Raw genomic sequence first — 19,774 nt, 5'->3', positions numbered from 1 at the left:
AGATGAGCATTTTATGGGTTTTTAGCGGAACGACGTATCAGCAACTGCCGATTAACTTTGATAACTTTCGCCAAGCAACTGTAGGTAATAGTTCGAAAGAGACGGTGACTTTTTCTTCCTATCCATTTGAAAAAGGAGTCGTTACTATATCGACAACAGAAGATCAAAGAGTAGTTATTTCTCAAGGTGATAACGAACTGAGTCAACTGAGTTATTACGACTCTATCACCCTACAAGAAAGTAATCAAGAACTTCGATTTGTGCTGAGTCCTGCAAAGCTGCAGGAAGATACGTACTATATAGATTATTATCATGAGGTCAACTTCTCAACCGTTGACGAGACAGCAGATGTATATCAGCCCAACAAGAAGCTAGTTGTACATAATAGCAAGGAATTTTCTTTGCTGAAAGTTAAAGCAACATGGCGAATCCTTCCAAAAGATGGTGCCGTATTTGTAAACGGCCAGCGTATTTCAAGTGTGACCAAGCTGAAGCTTGGCGATGTGATTACCTGGGGTGCGGTTACAATTGAATTACTTGAACATGATTTATTAAAGGTTCATCGTTTTGATGAGTTTTTTACGAAGCTTCCTAAGTCGAAACAGCCTATTTCTGAAATGAAAAAAAAATATCCTGTTTATCGCCGTACGCCGCGGATGATTTATGAGCTGCCCGATGAAAAAGTGCATTTATCGTTCCCAGCTCAGGATGGCGATGATAACAACCGAAGCTTGTGGCTAACAATCTTGCCACCGCTTGTTATGCTTCTTGTTATGGGGACCGTAGCACTTATTCAACCGCGTGGAATCTTTATTATTATTTCTGTGATGATGTTTACGACGACGCTTGTTGTCTCAACAGTGCAATATTTCCGAGATAAAAAGCAGCGTAAAAAACGCCAAGAACGTCGTCGCCGTATTTACACGCAGTATTTAGAAAATAAGCGAACGGAGCTTCAGGAACTAGCTGAATCGCAAGGAAAAGTGCTTCATTACCATTTTCCAACGTTTGAGCGAATGAAGTATTTAACCAATCATATCTCTGACCGTATTTGGGAACGAACGCTAGATAGTAGCGATTTTCTTCAAATACGTCTTGGTACCGGGACAGTACCCTCTAGCTATGAAATTTCCTTAAATACAGGAGATATGGCTAATAGAGAAATTGACGATCTGCTTGAACAGTCCCAGCACATAGAAAAGGTATATCGTGAAGTTTCTCAGGCGCCAATCACTGCGAAGTTAGAAAACGGAGCCATTGGTTTAATTGGTAAATCGAAAACAGTTAAGCGTGAGCTTCATCAGTTAATTGGTCAGCTTGCTTTTGCTCATAGCTATCATGATGTTCGCTTTATCTTTATCTTTGATGAAAACGAATATAAGGATTGGGAATGGATGAAGTGGCTTCCGCATTTTCAACTGCCTCATTCGTTCGCCAAAGGCTTTATTTATAATGAAAAAACAAGAGACCAGCTTTTATCCTCTATTTATGAACTGTTGCGCGAAAGAGACTTGGATGAAGAGAAAGGCAACGGTGTGTTTTTACCTCACTTGGTATTCATTGTTACGAACCAACAGCTTATTACAGATCATGTAATCTTAGAATATCTAGAAGGGGAGCATCCGTATCTTGGCTTCTCTACAATCTTTGGAGCTGAAACAAAGGAAAGTTTATCGGATAATGTTCACACTCTTATTCGTTATATTAATGAACAAGAGGGAGACATTTTAATTCAAAAGAAAAAGGCAGTTAATATTTCATTTCACCTTGATGAACACCGTAATGAGGATAATGAAGCGTTCGCTCGCATGCTGCGAACGCTAGATCATCAAATGGGAATGACTAACTCTATTCCAGACAGCGTGTCCTTTCTGGAGTTATTCCAAGCAAAGGAAGTGGCTGATCTGCCAATTGAGAGAAACTGGCATACGAATGAGTCGGCCAAGTCATTGGCTGTACCAATCGGTTTAAAAGGAAAAGAGGATCTGGTTGAGCTGAATCTACATGAAAAAGCGCACGGTCCACACGGGTTACTAGCTGGAACAACAGGTTCAGGTAAAAGTGAATTTTTACAAACGTATATCCTATCGTTAGCTGTCAATTTCCATCCTCATGAAGTCGCATTTTTATTGATTGACTACAAGGGTGGAGGAATGGCACAGCCGTTTAAGAATATGCCACATTTGCTTGGAACCATCACGAATATAGAAGGTAGTAAAAATTTCAGTACGCGTGCCTTGGCCTCCATTAAAAGTGAGTTGAAAAGACGCCAGCGCTTATTTGATCAGTACGAAGTTAATCACATAAATGACTATACAGACTTGTATAAGCAGAGAGCTGCTGAAGAGCCGCTGCCACACTTATTCTTAATATCAGACGAGTTTGCTGAATTAAAAAGTGAAGAGCCAGAATTTATTCGAGAGCTTGTCAGCGCCGCTCGTATTGGACGTAGCTTAGGCGTTCACTTGATCTTGGCCACACAAAAGCCAGGTGGAGTTATCGATGAGCAAATTTGGAGTAACGCAAGGTTTAAAGTAGCTCTAAAAGTACAAGACGCAACAGATAGTAAAGAGATTCTAAAAAATGCTGATGCGGCTTCGATTACGGTGACAGGTCGAGGTTATTTACAAGTTGGTAATAACGAAGTATACGAACTGTTCCAATCTGCTTGGAGCGGAGCACCATATCAACAAGATGATGTGTATGGAACGGAAGATGAAGTGGCCATCGTAACAGACTTAGGGCTAATTCCACTCTCTGACGTATCATCACAGCAAACGAAAAGGAAAAGTGCTCAGCCGGAAATCGCCGTGATTGTAGAAAGAATTGAAGAAGTTCAACATAATTTAGGAATTAATCGATTAAGAAGCCCATGGCTCCCTCCGCTAGAAAATCGTTTATATCGCTCTGCTTTCCAAACAGGAGAGAGGGAGAAATTCTATATTGGCCTTGTAGATGAGCCTGAAAAACAAAGCCAAACGCCATATGCATACGAAATGATGGAAGATGGCAATATCGGCGTATTTGGTTCATCGGGCTATGGAAAATCATTCACTGCGATGACGCTTATGCTTAGCTTCGCTGAGCGCTATCAGCCAGATGAGCTACACTACTATATCTTTGATTTTGGAAATGGTACGCTGCTTCCATTACGCCAGCTTCCGCACACTGCTGATTATTTCTTAATGGATGAAGGACGTAAGATTGAAAAGTTCATGAAGATTATTAAGCACGAGCTATCCGAGCGCAAGCAGCTATTCCAAGACACAGAGGTTAGCAACATAAAGATGTATAACCGAATTGCTCAAGAGAAGCTTCCGCTTATCTTTATCACGATTGATAATTTTGATCTTGTAAAAGAAGAAATGCAAGATTTAGAGATGCAATTTACGCAGCTTGTCCGTGACGGCCAGTCGCTTGGCGTATATATGATTTTTACGGCAACGCGAATTAACTCTGTGCGCCAGTCGCTTATGAATAACTTAAAAACCAAGGTTGTTCACTATTTAATGGATAGCTCAGAATCATACACAATCTTAGGACGCATTCCTTATGCTCTAGAAGCAATACCTGGTCGTGCGGTTATTAAAACGGATACGTCTTATTTTTCACAGATGTTCCTGCCCGCTGAAGGTGAGGATGACTTCGCGATTCTTGATAACATCAAAAATCAAGTTCAGGTTCTGAAAGAGAAATATGCAGGTATTGAATTACCAGAACAAGTGCCAATGTTACAACCTAAACTTGTACTGCATGAGTTTATGACGGATCACCGTATCGTACGAGAAAGTGGTGTTATTCCGCTCGGATTAGATGAAGAGTTTGTTCGTCCAGTGCACTTAAACTTAATGAAGAACAAACATTGTCTCGTGCTGGGGCCGACACAAAAAGGAAAAACAAACGTCCTTAAAGTGGTGCTACAAACATCTCTTGCGCAGGGGATTCGTCAAATTGGTTTATTTGATGCAATCGATCGTGGCCTTTCATCTTATGCCACGGAAGATGAAATTGTATACATTGAGACGAAAGAGCAAATTATGCAGTGGATAGAAGGAGCGGAAGCAAAGCTGCAAAAACGAGAAGAGCGCTATTTAGAAGCCATTCATGATGGAACCGTTGGTGACTTAACATTTACACCAATACTTCTTATGATTGATGGGTTTGGACGATTCCAGCAAACCATTGATACCTTGATGCAAGATCGCATTACAAAGCTTATTAAAAACTATAGTCATGTTGGCTTTAATATTGTTGCATCAGGAAGTCAAAATGACTTCTCTAAAGGCTTTGATGTGTTAACCACTGAAATGAAGCAAATACGCCAAGCCGTTTTATTAATGAAAAAATCAGAGCAAAACCTGATTAACCTAAACTATGATCGCAAAGAAGCAGATGTAAACCCAGGGTTTGGATATTACGTAAAAGACAATAAAGCGACGCGTATTCAAATTCCCTTATGTATGAGTGAAAGGAAGGTTCTAATATGACGGAACAGCGAAAATATACGCTTAAAGTAATCGTAGCTGTCATTTTCATCTTAGGGTTTCCTTCCCTTTTCTTTCAATATATTGGTGATAACCCACTGAAAGTAACTGAAAATGCAACAAGAACCATCGCTGTTGTAAATGAAGATATTGGTGTGGAGGAAGAAAAAGGTGAAGAGCCCATTCGTTTTGGACAACGAGTGGCAGCCATATTAGATAAGGATTCAGATTACGATTGGACGGTCCTAAGTCGAAGCGCAGCTACAAATGGATTACAAAGTGGTAAATACGATGCGGTAATTTATATTCCATCGAACTTCTCAGAGAATATTTTGACGTATGACCAAGAGAAACCTCAGAAAGCCACTTTCCAATATAAAGTTCAAAATCAATTGAATGCAGTTAACAAAGAAAAAGTCGTTCGTGAGCTAGAGGATGCGACGGCCAAAGTAAACAATGATATGTCTTCTCTTTATTGGAGCTATGTATCGCAAGAAGTTGAAAAGGTTAGAGGTCAGTTTGATAAAATTTTAGAAAAAGAGATTGCTTTCCAAAACACAATGGTAGCTTTCTATAAACCTAATTCTAAAAATCTAGCTGGTGAAATTGATGACCAAAAGAAAATTCTTGAGCAAATTCAAACAAATGTAAAAAGTGCGGAAGAAGGCTCAAGTGAACGTAAAAATAATGTGCAGCAGGTTGAAGAAAACCTGACAAATTTTATTAAATACGTTGAAGAATACAAAATGTACCAAGAAAAGCAAAAAGAAATGCTGTTAAAAGCTCAAACGGAAAGTGTGGGCGATATTCAAGAAGGAATCGCGATGATTTCTGAAGGACAAAACGGCGATCGCGAGCAGTTTGAAAGTGAAGCAGGGAAAGTGTTTGGGAAGCTTTCAAACGTTCAGCAGCAAATCGATGAAAACAAGCAAATTGCTGATAATCTGCAGGAAGCGACAGAAGATAAAACGTCTGGACAGCAGGACGAACTCAATCGTTTAAATCAGGATTTACTCAGCCAGTACAGCCAAGTAACTGAGCAAACAACGCTAAACGAAGTACAAAGCAAGCTGTCCACGCTTCGAAAAGAGCTAGAGATAGCACCTTCAAAAGAAGAAGAGGGTGAGACCTTACCACCAATAGAAGATAATCCGGTAATTCCAGAAGATGAAGAAGGGGAGACGACGCCGTCAGAAACTGGCGAAGAGTCTCCTACAACAGTTCCTGTTGACTTAGAGAGTCAACGCCAACAGCTTCAAGGGATGAAGAACGACCTTCAAGCGTGGAGTGAGAATCTTGCTGCTTTACCAGAAGAAGAGCAAAATGAAGGTGTGGCCGATACGCAACAAAAGATTGCAGACTTTTCTACACGCTTACAAGGTGTAAGTGACCAGTTGGAAAACGTAACGGTTGAAGTTCCCCCATCAAACAACAATGACAATGACGGAAAAGAAGAACTTCAAAAGCAAATTCAAGAGCTGTTAGCTGTCAACGAAGCGCTAAGAGAACGCGTAGCGCAGTTAGAAGAAATAAATAATCAGCCTAATGGTGACGTGCAAACCGTTGTTAGCATGATTACTGATAAAGAAGATAAAATTTTATCCTCAAGTCAGCTATCTGAAAGCAGAAAACAAAAGTTGGCTGAACTATTTGCTTCAGGTATTCAAACAGAGAATATGTCAAAGCTTCTCCAATATTATGGAGATCTTTCACAGTATGAGTTAGCCTTAAGTCGAGGAAGTAACGAAGATCTTCAAGACGCTGTGCTGCAAAATGAAGGCACGCGTCAGCGCATTCAAGCAATTCTTTACGGAGATGAGCAGCCAAGCGTTATTCGCAAGCAGCTGCAAAATAACTTATTATCAACAGCAGAAGGAATAGATTCATTCTCTTCATCTATTCAACAGTTTACTGATTCTTATGGCCAGCTAATTGAAGGGGAGCAAGCATCTATTGTTGAAAGCTTATCAGCTCTTCAAGAAAAGGCAGGATCAATGAATGAAACGCTTCAAAGCGTAGCTTCTGAAAGTGCAGTTGAAGCTCCAACACAAGAGAATGCAGACGTTTCAAGTCTTATTACTCTTCAAAAGAGTATGGGTCAAGAGCTAAAAGGAATGAATGATTTGATTTCAACTCTTGGTGAACGTCAATCAAGCGTTGTAGAGTATACGGGTGAACTGCAGGAGAAAGTTAACGAAGTACAGGATCAAGCGGATACGCTTAATAACAAATGGTCACAAAACGTAGATTCAACGAAGCTTGTGCGTGGCCAAGTATATCGTCTATTAAACAACACGTTAGTAGATGGCCAAAACAACGATTATGTCTATGACTACCTTGCAAATCCGCTACAGGTAAGCGGTGAGGTACCAGCAGAAAAGACAAAGACTGTTCCACCTGTTGTACTTCTTGTTATTATCCTTATCAGCAGTTTATTAATAGGATACTTTAGTCACTACTACAAAAACGCGCCTCTTCTTGTAAGAGGATCACTATTCGGACTACTGGTGATGATTGTTGGTTTAATGATTAGTACATTCAGCTTAAATATTTACTCACTGTCAGGAGAAAGAGCAATGGAATGGTCTATCTTCACGATTGTACTATTACTATTAGCTTCAACTCTTGTAAGAGGAGCCTTCTTAATCGGTAATTTCGTAGGTTGGATTGCAACAGTGCTGATGATTTTATTCTTTATCACGCCGCTATTAAATCTAGCAATGCCAAACTTTAATTACGAAGATCCGGTTTCAAAAGTATATATGTCAATTCAGTACGAAACGACTTCTCTATTTGCAGAAGCGACTACTATTCTGCTTGGACTAACTGCTGTGTTAACGGTTATTCCGTTTATCATTCGTATGCTGACATCTAAGGATAAACAAGCAGAGAGTGATGAAACGTATGAAGCATAATATGATAGGAAGAATCGCACTTTTAGCGGTTCTTCTCTTTCTATCTACTTCAAACGTATACGCAGCGAATGACACGCAAACACAGGTGCAAGATCTAGCACCCAATATTTTTCAAGATGAGCAAATAAATCTCAATCCCGATTCTCTTGGTCAAACGAAAAGAGAAGTAGAAAACATTCCTGAGGAAATAAGAGGAATCCCATTTACTGATGAAGAGAAAAAGCCTTCGTTAAAAAGCTCTTTATTTTTAAATGATTCAACAACAAACCACTCCATTCAATCTCAAGTTAATAAATATGGTTTGTTCACTTCAACTGAGTCACCTGTTCAGTCTTCCTCAGTACAAGATGTACCGGAGGAAACAGGATTAAAACTACAGTGGGTGTATATATTGTTGATTGGAATTGGATTAGTTTTATTATTTACGGTGCTTATTCCAAAGTTAAAACCAGCTCAGATAAATGGGCAGGATGAATAAAAGACGCCGCGTTCTTTTATTAAGAACGCGGCGTCTTTTCATTTATAAATTAATCTCGCAAGCGGCTAAATCCTTCATCCATTAGATAGTCTTCTGCTTCTTCATATGATTCAAACGCAGCTTCTAAATTCAATCCAGCATAAATGTTCCATAGTGAATCTTCATGTACCAGTAATAACGTAGCTCCTTCGGGACCGTGCCAGCGCTGCTCGCGGCCGTCTCCGATTACAGCTTCTTCAATCATTTCGTGCTCAGGGCGGTGAGAAAGACTATTGATTGACTGCTCGATAATTGTACGCAGCTCTTCCTGTGAAAACTCACGGATATTCACAAGGCCTTTATCATTTGTGTCATAGCCAGAAAGGTGACCAGCGTATACAAATCCGTTTCCATTTGGGTGCAAGTGATACACCACATTCTTTTTATCATAAACACTTTCATTGTATTGAAAATTTACGCGTCCAAGCGAAACGTCTTTACGCTCTAGTTCAGAGAAAGACGTAATAACGGATAGTTTTTCGTCAAAAGTAAGCATTCAGTAACCTCATTTCAAATTAGACTGTCTAGTCTATGATTTCTATATTCGGTTGATTATATCACACTTCATTTGGAAGAAGCAGACCTTTTCTATGAGAAGAAAGACTTGTAAAGAAGATTGATTCCTTTTCCCTAGAAAATTTAACAAATTCCTACAAAAATTTTAACGTTTGAAAACTATAATAAAAAGAGTCAAATAATAATTCCATAGGGGGAAATGATGTTGAAGAAAAGTTCTGCTCCTTTGTACAAGGTGTTGTTTCTAGTTACTTTATTAGTAGCGCTAGTTATTAGCGGCTTGCCACTGCAGCACCCGAAAGCTGCAACTGCAATCAGCGTCTCACAAGCCATTTCGTCGCAAAATAATTCCATTCAAACGGTAGAAGGATACGTTGTGGGGCAACCAACTGGCACCACTACAGTTGTAACGAGTAATTATCCAAATGACTATGCACTAGCAATTGCGGATACGCCAACTGAAACTAATCCATCTAAAATGCTTTATGTTCAAATCCCCTCTACGTTTCGTTCAGGATTTGGACTACAAACAAATCCAACGCTAAAAGGAAAACAAATTGCAGCGACTGGAAACTTAACAGCTTATTTTTCACACCCAGGCTTAAAAAATGTAACGATGATGTCAAAGGAAACAAGCGGCACGACGGATCCAACTGAACCAACAAATCCACCCGCTTCATCTGTTGAAGAGTATTATTCACCTGCTGAAGGAAAAACGGGGACTGAATTAAAATCAGCATTACATAACATCATTGATGATCATACAGAAATTTCATACTCAGCAGTATGGGATGCACTTCGTAAAACAGATGAAGATCCTACTAATTCTAATAATATTATCTTACTTTATACAGGGCGTTCTCAAGGGAAGTTTACAAACGGATCAGGTTCAAATGATTGGAACCGAGAACACGTTTGGGCAAAGTCGCATGGAGATTTTGGAACATCAATGGGAGCAGGAACTGATATTCACCATTTACGTCCAACGGATATGTCAGTTAACAGTACGCGTAATAATTTAGATTTTGATAACGGTGGCAAAGAGCATACTGAAGCGCTTGGCAACTACTATGATAGTGACTCTTGGGAGCCTCGCGATGAGGTAAAAGGTGACGTGGCCCGTATGCTATTTTATATGGCTGTTCGTTATGAAGGTGATGTAAGCGATGAGCCGGATTTAGAGTTGAATAATGTGGTAAACAACGGAAGTGCTCCGTACCATGGTAAGCTGTCAGTGTTGTTACAGTGGCATCAACAGGACCCTGTAGACGCTTCTGAGCGACGTCGTAATGAGATTATTTACTCAGATTATCAGCATAACCGAAATCCATTTATTGACCACCCTGAATGGGTAAGCGCTATTTGGAATTAATAAGATAAGAAAGAGACTGAGACATAAGTAGTTCAGTCCTTACTATACCTGAACGACTGAGAGTTCATAACTTTTAATCGTTCAGGTTTTTTGGTTGATTGTGAAAACAATGTTGGAAACAGGGTGGAATGGAGCGTAGGACACTCGACTCCTGCGGGAAAGAGATGGGAACAGCTAGTGTTCGTCTTTTAGAAGCAATCATTTTGTTATGTCCCAAACTCTTTTATTTTTTTCGCAACAGGATTTTGAAGAAAGAAGCCGAATATAACCTATTGGATTTTAAAAAATAGGGGGAATTATATGTACAACCCAATTAAAAAGTTTGCATCACTTATTGTTTTGTTACCGCTTTCATATTAGGGCCAACCAATAGCCAAGCAGCGGTAAATGGACAGTCGTTTAACTCGAATTACAAGACCTATTTAATGGCACCACTAAAGAAAGTAACGGAGTTTACTACGTGGGAAGCTTTTGAAAATGACCTTCGGAAGGCAAAGCAAAATGGATTTTACGCTGTGACAGTAGATTTTTGGTGGGGAGATATGGAGAAAAACGGTGACCAGCAGTTCGACTTTTCTTATGCACAGCGATTTGCACAGGCAGCTCGAAATGCGGGAATAAAAATGGTGCCGATTATCTCGACGCATCAATGTGGTGGAAATGTAGGAGATGACTGTAACACGCCTCTTCCTTCATGGATTTGGAATACTAAAACAGATGATAGCCTATATTTTAAATCAGAAACAGGTACAGTAAACAAAGAAACAGTAAACCCATTAGCGACAGACGTAATCACAAAACAGTACGGGGAGCTATGCACAGCATTTGTGCAAGCGTTAGCACCGTATGAAGACATTATTCCAAAGGTTTATTTATCAGGGGGACCAGCTGGTGAGCTTCGCTATCCTTCATATACAGTTGCTGATGGGACAGGCTACCCTTCTAGAGGGAAATTTCAAGCATACACAGACTTTGCAAAATCTAAATTCCAAATGTGGGCCGTTAACAAGTATGGCTCGTTAGCGGGTGTAAACCAAGCATGGGGACTAAGTTTAACATCAACATCACAAATTTTACCACCTTCAGATGGGAATCAGTTTTTAAAGGATGGATATAACACAAACTATGGAAAAGACTTTCTAGAATGGTATCAAGGAGTTCTGCAAGACCATGCAAAGCGTATTGGAGCATTAGCTCATCAAGCCTTTGATCCGGTGTTTAATGTGCCTGTAGGAGCTAAAATAGCAGGGATACACTGGCAATATAATAATCCAACAATGCCTCATGCTGCTGAAAAGCCAGCGGGTTATAATAACTACAGTACGTTATTAGACTCATTTAAAACAGCCAAGCTAGATTTGACGTTTACGTGCTTAGAAATGGTTGATAGCGGGACATATCCTGAGTATTCAATGCAAAAAACGTTAGTAAAAGAAGTTGCAAGCCTAGCAAACGCAAAAGGGATTGTATTAAATGGTGAAAATGCTTTAAGTATCGGAAGTGAAGAGCAGTATAAACGCGCAGCTGAAATGACATTTAACTATAACTTTGCGGGCTTTACGCTTTTAAGATTCTATGATGTTATTAATAACTCAACGCGTATGAGCCAGTTTAATCAGCACTTAAATATAAAACCGGTTGCACAGACAATAGTTGTTAAAAATGCACCTACATCGTCTGGAGAGAGTGTTTACATCGTCGGAGATCGTCCTGAACTTGGACAGTGGGACACAATCGCTTATCCAATTAAACTCTCTTACAACTCAACGTACGGAGATTGGAGAGGAACCGTTAATTTCCCAGCCGATCGAAGCGTTCAGTTCAAAGCGATTATCAAGCGCTCGGATGGCTCATTAAAATCATGGCAACCAACCCAGCAGTATTGGAATGTTCCAGGAACGCCTACAACGTATACGAATAATTGGTAAGAAGAAAGCACCCATGCCAGCATGGGTGCTTATTTTTATTTCCAGTTCTCCTCAATAAACTCATCGCGGCCAGATTTAGCACGATCTTCTTTGTAGTGCTTAGGGTTTTTCTTATGAAAATCCTGATGATAATCTTCCGCTGCATAGAATTCAGAGGCAGGAAGAACCGCTGTTACGATAGGATTTTTAAAGCGGCCGCTATCGGCAACGGCTTGTTTTGATTCCTCTGCTTCCGTACGCTGTTGTTCATTATGGTAAAAAATTGCTGTTCTGTATTGAGGGCCACGATCTTGGAACTGACCGTCTGGATCAGTTGGATCGATTTGTGGCCAATAAAGGTCTAATAAGCGCTTGTAAGGGAATACTTCCGGGTCAAACGTGATTTGTACAGCCTCATAATGACCTGAAGTACCTGATTTTACCTGCTCATAAGTTGGGTTTTCTACGGTACCACCTGTGTATCCTGATACAATACCATGAATGCCTTCTAGTTCATCGAAGGGTGTAACCATACACCAAAAGCATCCACCTGCAAACGTTGCTTTTTCCATATAAATCCCTCATTCTCTTTATAATTATGTTCTGTATTATAACAAAACAGAGCGGATAGAGCGAATAATTGATTTACCTAGTAGATTGGTTGAGAAGAAGGAATTATGTAGCAAAACAAAGCTAGCTATGAATAGTTGAGAATGCAGAAGAGGAAAGAAGAAAAAAGTGATAAAATAAAAAGGATATATGTCTAGCTTACATATAGCCACGAGTAGTTAGTTATGTATGCTCAAAAGCGTATTGAATACGTTTTTGCAAGTCATATAAGAAGAATAAACTGAGAAATTTACTAGTTATCCACAGAAAAGATGGATAAGTACGAATAAATATACAATAGGAGAGTAAAAAATGATACAAGATAACCTCATCCTAGAGCATTATGGATTAAATGAGCTGAACTTTGAAACAATTAAAAGTTATCGAGATAAGTTTGCTGCAGTAAAGCCAGATCATCCTTGGAACGTCCTTGAAACCAAAGAGTTTCTTTATAAGATAGGAGCATGGGGAAAAGCGAGAGACACTCATAAAGAAGGTGTAACGCTTGCGGGCTTGCTTATGTTTAGTGAAGAGAGAATGATTACAGAAATTTTACCACAATACTTTTTAGAGTATCGAGAAAGCGATGCACAAGGTGGATGGAATGAACGATTCACATCCCAGGACGGTACATGGTCTGGAAATTTATATGACTTTTACTTTTATGTTACAGAGCAAGTCTATAAACATCAGCCAAATGGTGAGATCGCTTCCTCATTAGTTGAGGTAGTTACGAACATGTTGCTACATGCAGACTATAATGGAGAAGGTGGATTAACATTCGAATACAATCAGCAGAGCTGCGTATTTTCTAATCCAGGATTATTTCGAATTCCTGTGGATAAGGTGTTCATAACAAAGATGAGTAATTTAAGAAATCCACATTTATTTAAGCTATTTCGACTACTAAATTTATGTGAACGTTCTGGAAGCGGCTTAACCGCTCTCCACGATAAATGGAAATCATACGGCTACGAGCTTCCAACTATTGATCAAGATGTCTATCTAAAGAGGACAACTCTCAGTCTACCTATGTCTTTTCCAGAAGGACAGAAAGAGTCTGAAAATCAAACGACTTCGACTTTATCGTTTAATAACAATACGGGAAATAAAACAGGAGATGTCGAATCGACCGAAGAATTTGTTGAGAAAAGTAGCTCCTATAATAAAATTGCAAACTCCTTTAATAAAGATGATTCGCATTTAATAGAGGAGTTCAAGGGTAAAAATATAGGAGTTAGTCCTGTTGATATAGGAGGTAACCCCTATAATAAAGAAGAGTGGTCCTATAATAAAAATAATTACTCCTATAATAAAAAAGATGTTTTAATTTCAGATTTAGAAGATGAAAATAGCGTTCTATGGAATCTAGCTGAAATAGCAAGGCGCAAAAAGCGATTAAGTCCAGCAAAAATGGAAGAAGTTATTGTTTCGCTATGCGCACAGCAGCCTCTTAGGCTAAAAGATTTAGCTCATTTACTAGATCGTACGCCTGATGGAGTAAGAAACAATTACTTATCTAAAATGTTGCGCAAAGGTAAGCTTCAGCTTAAATATCCTGAACAGCCTAACCATCCAAAGCAAGCTTACTTAATCGAAGGTTATAGAAGGGAGGAATAAGTGTGAAGTGAAAAGTTGTTGGTTTATTTGTAGGGATGCTCGCTTTATTGAGTTCAACAAGTTGTGCTGCTAGTAGTGGTGAAGAAGTAGATGATACGTTTTTTTCAACATGGTTGTGGGATACGACTCGTATTGAACAGAATCCAGCCCAGTTGGTAAAAGATATTCAAAAAAAGAAGGTAAACCGTGTATATTTGCAAATTAACCATGAGGTACCTATCTTGGCATATCAACGTTTTATAAAATCTGCAAATAGTATCGGAATAACTGTCTATGCTTTAGATGGCAGTCGTACATGGGCAACGTCAGGTCAATCAGATTATGCAGCCTTTTGGGACTGGATTGGATACTACCAAGAAGAAGTAGCAGTTGATGAGCGCTTTAAAGGCGTTCATCTAGATGTTGAGCCGTATTTATTGCCGAATTGGGAAAAGAATCAGCTGCAAATCGTTAGTGCGTATGAAGAAATGATACGAGACGCCGCTAATCGGGCTAAAGCGCTTCAGGTGCTAGTAGGAGCTGACATTCCATTTTGGTTTGATGAAATAGATTCAACCACTGAATCAGATAGCCTTGCTTACTCCGTCATTAAGATGGTTGATGAAGTAACAATAATGGCTTATCGCAATAAAGCGAAGGGGGAAAATGGATTTATTGAGCTTACAAAGAATGAACGTAGGTGGGGATCGGTGCTTTCGACTCCTATTGAAATTGGATTGGAAACCGTGCCTTCAACGGAAGGGAAGTTTATTTCGTTTGCTTCTAAAGGTGAGGCAGCTATGATGCAAGAAATTCAAGAAATGATTGTTATAGTAGATGATAAATCCACCCGTTTCAGCATTCATCATTTTGATAGTTGGGTGAACATGAAAAAATAAGCCGGCTAGCTGTTAAAGCTAACCGGCTTGTCCAATTAGGGGAGAATATGATTCTAGTATGGTCGGGTGTAAACAAATTTATACACAGCTTATTTATAAAAATAAAAAAAGCAACCATCCGAAAATGGTTACTAATACAAAGGGGGGGGAACTTACTAATAGCATTCCCGCTTTTTTCCTTTATATGCACATAGTGATGAAAAAATTAAAATAATTTTGTTGTCCACGTTTCGCAGTTCCATACGTCCGTTACAACGTCTTCATAAAACTCAGGTTCGTGACAAATAAGCAAAATGCTTCCTTTGTATTCTTTTAAAGCACGCTTTAATTCTTCCTTGGCATCTACGTCTAAGTGGTTGGTAGGCTCATCGAGAACAAGGATGTTGGTTTCATTGTTAATGAGCTTACATAGGCGAACCTTTGCTTTTTCTCCACCGCTTAATACTTCAACTTTACTTTCAATATGCTTCGTTGTTAAACCGCATTTCGCAAGCGCAGCGCGAATTTCGTACTGCGTAAAGTGAGGGAATTCATTCCAGACTTCTTCAATACATGTGTTATAATTGGTTTTTTTGATTTCTTGTTCAAAGTAGCCGATGTGCTGATAGTCTCCTTTTTCAACAGAACCAGATAGCGGTTTGATTTCACCTAAAATACTTTTTAATAGCGTTGTTTTACCAATTCCGTTCGCACCGGATAATGCGATTTTCTGGCCACGCTCCATGCGGAGATTCAGTGGTTTTGATAACGGCTCGTCATACCCAATGACTAAATCTGTTGTTTCGAAAATCAGCTTGCTGGATGTACGTGCAGGTTTGAAGTTGAATTCTGGTTTCGGACGCTCTTGAGCAAGCTCAATAACCTCCATTTTATCAAGCTTCTTTTGTCGAGACATTGCCATGTTTCGTGTCGACACACGAGCTTTGTTTCGAGCCACAAAATCCTTTAAATCAGCCATTTCTTGCTGTTGCTTTTTGTAAGCTGCTTCTAGCTGCTGTTTTTTCATTTCATAGATTTTCATAAAATCATCGTAGTCGCCTACATAGCGATTCAACTCTTGATTTTCCATATGATAAATAAGGTTAATAACGCTATTTAAAAATGGAATATCATGCGAGATTAAAATAAATGCATTTTCGTATTCCTGTAGGTAACGTTTCAACCATTCAATATGCTGCTCATCTAAATAGTTAGTGGGCTCATCAAGTAAAAGAATCTCTGGTTTTTCTAACAAGAGTTTCGCAAGAAGGACTTTTGTACGCTGCCCACCGCTTAAGTCTTGCACATCACGCTCTAATCCGATATCTTCTAGCCCTAGCCCTCTAGCGATTTCTTCAACCTTAGCATCAATGACATAGAAATCATTATTCGTTAATAAATCCTGGATTGTACCCACTTCTTCCAGAAGCTTTTCTAGTTCTTCAGGAGAGACGTCAGCCATTTTTTCATATAGTCCGTTCATCTGCGCTTCTAAGTCAAATAAGTATTGAAACGCACCTTTTAAAACGTCGCGGATTGTTAATCCCTTTTCAAGAGAAGTGTGCTGGTCAAGGTAACCGACACGAACTTTTCTAGACCACTCAACTTTTCCGGCATCCGGCTCGAGCTTTCCTGTAATAATGTTCATAAACGTTGATTTACCTTCTCCGTTTGCTCCGATTAAACCTACGTGTTCACCTTTTAACAGGCGAAATGAAACATCATTAAAAATTGCGCGATCACCAAAGCCGTGACTTAAATTTTTAACCGTTAGTACGCTCATGTTTACACACCTTTTCTATTTAAAATCAATCGATGATTGTTTATTTATCAGTAATCCACCCCCGATTATAGCGAAATTAGAGAGATAAATCCATGCTAATATTATGTCATTCCGTAACAGGTGATGTTTAGGCGGTTGTTTCAGAAAAAAAGAATGAATAAATGCTTCAGACTCGATTGTTTCTATTTCATGCTTCATAATAAGAAACAAGGATATAGGTTGAAGCAAGGGGGAGCAGATAGTGGAGATTCAAAACATTTTGGTCACAAGCCGCATGTATAAAGAATTAGAGGGTATCATTGAAAGAGAAGATAAGCGAGGCAAGACTTTTCGCTACGTTGATGAAAAAAATATAAACGATGAGGACTTGAAGTGGGCAGATGCTTATATGAGCTTTTATCCTGTTGAAAACTTTGCCTTTCATCAAATGAAGTGGGTTCATTCTTTAGGAGCAGGTGTAGATCGCTACGTCAAATTAGATAGTTGGAAAGACGATGTTATTTTGACAAGAACTGTTTGCTCATTTGGAGCGAGAATGAGCGAGTATTGTTTAAGCTATATGCTGAGTGAGCTTCAGTACCATGTTGCTTTTCAAAAAGCACAGCGTGAAAAGAAATGGGAGCCATTGGAACCTGTTTTGTTATCAAGTCAAAAAGTTGTTATTTATGGAACTGGTGAAATTGGACAGTCTATTGCAGAAATGTTAAAAAGGTTTGGTGTCCAAGTAATAGGAGTTTCTCGAAGTGGCAAAAGCAACCAACATTTTCATCAGGTTGTAGCAACAGGTGATGAAGCATCGCATGTAAAACAAGCAGATTGGATCATTAATACACTGCCGCTAACGCCTGAAACGAATCGTATGTTTAATGCGGAGTGGATGAATATTTTACAAGGTGCATACTTTATTAATGTAGGAAGAGGCGCAACGGTTGATACGGTATCACTTATAGAAGCTATCAATACGAGAAGAATTAAAAAGGCATTTTTAGATGTGTTTGAAGTGGAACCGCTACCTCAATCTGATATGCTATGGGAGCATGAGAACATCGTAATTACGCCTCATATTTCGGCTGTTACGACGCCTGAAGAAGCGGTTGCTTGTTTTTTTGATACGCTAGATCGAATTGAAGCGGACAAACCGTTAGAAAATAAAGTAGATCTTAATCGAGGATACTGACGTATAAAATAAACATTGTAAAAAGCTTTTAATTCAAGGTAATGGTATACTGAAGAATGCTTGCGGTTAAAAGCAAGAAGTTGTTCTTCTAGGAGTGAACAAAATTGAACAAACAAGACTTGATGATAAAAGCGAGTGAATTTATTCACCTTTGTTATATAGAGCTTGATAGAGCCGAAGAAACTGCTGAGCGTTTAGTGCAGGTTCAAAAAGAAATTGAAGAAACAGGAACGTACACTCACACGTTTGATGAGCTTGAACATGGTGCTCGAATGGCTTGGAGAAACAGCAACAAATGTATCGGTCGCTTATTTTGGCAGTCTCTTCACGTGTTTGATGAGCGTGAAGCATCAACTGTTGAAGAAGTACGCGATGCTCTTTATAAGCATATTGAGTATGCGACTAACGATGGGAAAATTCGCTCAACGATTACGGTTTTTAAACCAAAAGCAGGTGAGAAAGAGCCGGTACGAATCTGGAATCATCAGCTGCTGAGGTACGCAGGCTATGAAATGGAATATGGACAGCTTGGTGATGCCGCATCCAATGAATTTACGAAAGTGTGCCAAGAGTTAGGTTGGGAAGGAGCCGGTACGCACTTTGATTTGCTTCCTTTAGTTATTCAAGTGAATGGGGAGAAGCCGCAGTGGTTCTCGATTCCTAAGGAACTTGTCAAGGAAGTCACTATTACTCACCCAGAGATAGCAGGATTTGCTGATCTACAGCTTAAATGGTATGGAGTGCCGATGATTTCTGATATGAATCTGGAAATTGGTGGGATTGAATATATAGCTGCACCGTTTAACGGCTGGTATATGGGCACAGAAATTGGCGCGCGTAATTTAGCGGATACAGATCGTTATAATATGCTTCCTAAAGTTGCCTCTATTATGGGGTTAGATACTCGCTATAACGCAACGCTATGGAAGGATAAAGCGCTTGTTGAACTAAATGTGGCCGTCCTGTCTTCTTTTAAAAAGCAAGGTGTCAGTATCGTTGATCATCATACAGCTGCCCAGCAGTTTCGCTTATTTGAAGAGCGTGAAGAGAAAAATGGACGAGAAGTAACGGGGAACTGGACGTGGCTCACCCCACCAGTTTCACCAGCGACGACGCATATTTTTCACAAGCCTTATAAAAACAAGGTGCTGTCACCGAATTATTTTTATCAGAAGAAACCATATTAAAAAGAGACTGAGACATAAGTAATTCAGCCTCTACTATACCTGAACGATTGAGAGTTCATAACTTTTAATCGTTCAGGTTTTTTGTTGACCGGATAACAATAAGAAATTTAGCTCATCTTTGTTCATAACTAAGTCTTGAAGCGTATAACCATCAAGTACTTTGATAAAAGCTTGCATGGCTTCGTAGAGCACATGCTTGAGCTTGCATGAAGGAGAAATTGTACATTTATTAAGCTCGCTGTTAAAACATTCAACAATATGAAAATCTTCTTCTGTTTGGCGCACGACAGCACCAATATTAATTTCTTTAGGGTTTTTTGCTAATCGAATGCCGCCTTTACGCCCGCGGATCGTCTCTATTAATCCAAGCTTTCCTAGTTCATGGGTTACCTTCATCAAGTGATTCTTTGATATTTGATAAGCGTCCGCAATTTCTTTAATATTGCTTAAGCTTTGACGATCTCGAACAGCTAAGTAAAGCAGCACACGTAAGGAATAATCCGTATACTGTGTTAGCCTCATAGTTTCACGCTTCTTTCTGTACTAACTTTATTAATCATATCATGACTGTTTCCGACAGGAATAGCAAGTTGCTCTTTGTTTCGCACATTGCTAATTTGTGAATTATTTATTGCGGTTTTCAGAAGTAGCTATTTTTTTCAAGAAGTTTAGGGTATTATAAAGATGTATTTTTGATATATCTTTTTTGTTTTAAAACATATATATTAAATATATCTTTTTTGTTTTAAAACATATATATTAAATCACTAGTGTTGCATAAATGTTGACGCAATTTTCAGTTTAATGTTTTTTCCTGTTTAGAGCCAAAA

General features: G+C 39.2%; 13 protein-coding genes. 9 read left to right on the top strand and 4 right to left on the bottom strand.

Annotation, left to right across the window (positions count from 1 at the left end; genetic code table 11):
* Positions 1-2: 2 nt before the first annotated feature.
* From essC to essA, 3 genes are read left to right on the top strand one after another with little or no spacing between them, the layout of a single operon-like run.
* Complete coding sequence (gene essC / locus AC1UFB_RS06045; RefSeq protein WP_482588748.1) at positions 3-4,487, top strand: type VII secretion protein EssC; 4,485 nt, start codon at positions 3-5, stop codon at positions 4,485-4,487.
* Positions 4,484-7,399 carry a type VII secretion protein EsaA gene (gene esaA, locus AC1UFB_RS06040; protein ID WP_482588746.1) on the top strand — a complete coding sequence of 972 codons (2,916 nt, stop codon included), beginning with the start codon at positions 4,484-4,486 and terminating at the stop codon, positions 7,397-7,399. Before essC ends, esaA begins: the two co-directional genes overlap by 4 nt.
* A complete protein-coding gene (essA, locus tag AC1UFB_RS06035; protein ID WP_482588744.1) occupies positions 7,380-7,877 on the top strand; it encodes a type VII secretion protein EssA in 498 nt (165 codons plus the stop codon). Before esaA ends, essA begins: the two co-directional genes overlap by 20 nt.
* A 49-nt stretch (positions 7,878-7,926) precedes the next feature.
* Here essA and AC1UFB_RS06030 read toward each other — a convergent pair whose 3' ends face one another.
* On the bottom strand, positions 7,927-8,412 hold the full coding sequence (locus AC1UFB_RS06030) for a hypothetical protein (protein WP_025907547.1): 486 nt from the start codon (positions 8,410-8,412) through the stop codon (positions 7,927-7,929).
* A 222-nt stretch (positions 8,413-8,634) separates the two neighbouring features.
* On the opposite strand from AC1UFB_RS06030, the gene AC1UFB_RS06025 reads away from it, so the two are divergent.
* Both AC1UFB_RS06025 and AC1UFB_RS06020 read left to right on the top strand, forming a co-directional pair.
* Entirely contained in the window at positions 8,635-9,804 is a 1,170-nt protein-coding gene (locus tag AC1UFB_RS06025; RefSeq protein ID WP_224840348.1) for an endonuclease, read from the top strand.
* Between the two features lie 425 nt (positions 9,805-10,229).
* Positions 10,230-11,732: a family 14 glycosylhydrolase gene (locus AC1UFB_RS06020; protein WP_328101183.1), complete on the top strand. Its 1,503-nt coding sequence runs from the start codon at positions 10,230-10,232 to the stop codon at positions 11,730-11,732.
* Positions 11,733-11,767: 35 nt separating this feature from the next.
* On the opposite strand, the gene msrA is transcribed toward AC1UFB_RS06020, so the two are convergent.
* On the bottom strand, positions 11,768-12,283 hold the full coding sequence (msrA, locus tag AC1UFB_RS06015) for a peptide-methionine (S)-S-oxide reductase MsrA (RefSeq protein WP_025907539.1): 516 nt from the start codon (positions 12,281-12,283) through the stop codon (positions 11,768-11,770).
* 349 nt (positions 12,284-12,632) lie between these two features.
* Between msrA and AC1UFB_RS06010 the strand changes: the two genes are divergently transcribed.
* Entirely contained in the window at positions 12,633-13,940 is a 1,308-nt protein-coding gene (locus tag AC1UFB_RS06010) for an ATP-binding protein (RefSeq protein WP_482588741.1), read from the top strand.
* 47 nt (positions 13,941-13,987) lie between these two features.
* A complete protein-coding gene (locus AC1UFB_RS06005; RefSeq protein WP_061786451.1) occupies positions 13,988-14,818 on the top strand; it encodes a hypothetical protein in 831 nt (276 codons plus the stop codon).
* 205 nt (positions 14,819-15,023) lie between these two features.
* On the opposite strand, the gene AC1UFB_RS06000 is transcribed toward AC1UFB_RS06005, so the two are convergent.
* A complete protein-coding gene (locus AC1UFB_RS06000; protein WP_025907535.1) occupies positions 15,024-16,580 on the bottom strand; it encodes an ABC-F family ATP-binding cassette domain-containing protein in 1,557 nt (518 codons plus the stop codon).
* Positions 16,581-16,821: 241 nt separating this feature from the next.
* On the opposite strand from AC1UFB_RS06000, the gene AC1UFB_RS05995 reads away from it, so the two are divergent.
* Positions 16,822-17,757 (top strand): D-2-hydroxyacid dehydrogenase, encoded by a 936-nt coding sequence (locus tag AC1UFB_RS05995; RefSeq protein ID WP_025907533.1) that lies wholly within the window; start codon positions 16,822-16,824, stop codon positions 17,755-17,757.
* Between the two features lie 122 nt (positions 17,758-17,879).
* Positions 17,880-18,944 carry a nitric oxide synthase oxygenase gene (locus AC1UFB_RS05990; protein WP_328101186.1) on the top strand — a complete coding sequence of 355 codons (1,065 nt, stop codon included), beginning with the start codon at positions 17,880-17,882 and terminating at the stop codon, positions 18,942-18,944.
* A gap of 72 nt (positions 18,945-19,016) precedes the next feature.
* On the opposite strand, the gene AC1UFB_RS05985 is transcribed toward AC1UFB_RS05990, so the two are convergent.
* Positions 19,017-19,466 (bottom strand): RrF2 family transcriptional regulator, encoded by a 450-nt coding sequence (locus AC1UFB_RS05985; protein ID WP_025907529.1) that lies wholly within the window; start codon positions 19,464-19,466, stop codon positions 19,017-19,019.
* Between the last annotated feature and the right edge of the window lie 308 nt (positions 19,467-19,774).

The sequence above is a fragment of the Priestia sp. KCTC 13724 genome (assembly GCF_056820425.1).
Note: the sequence above shows the minus strand (reverse complement) of the source record. Positions and strands in the feature narration are given on the sequence as shown.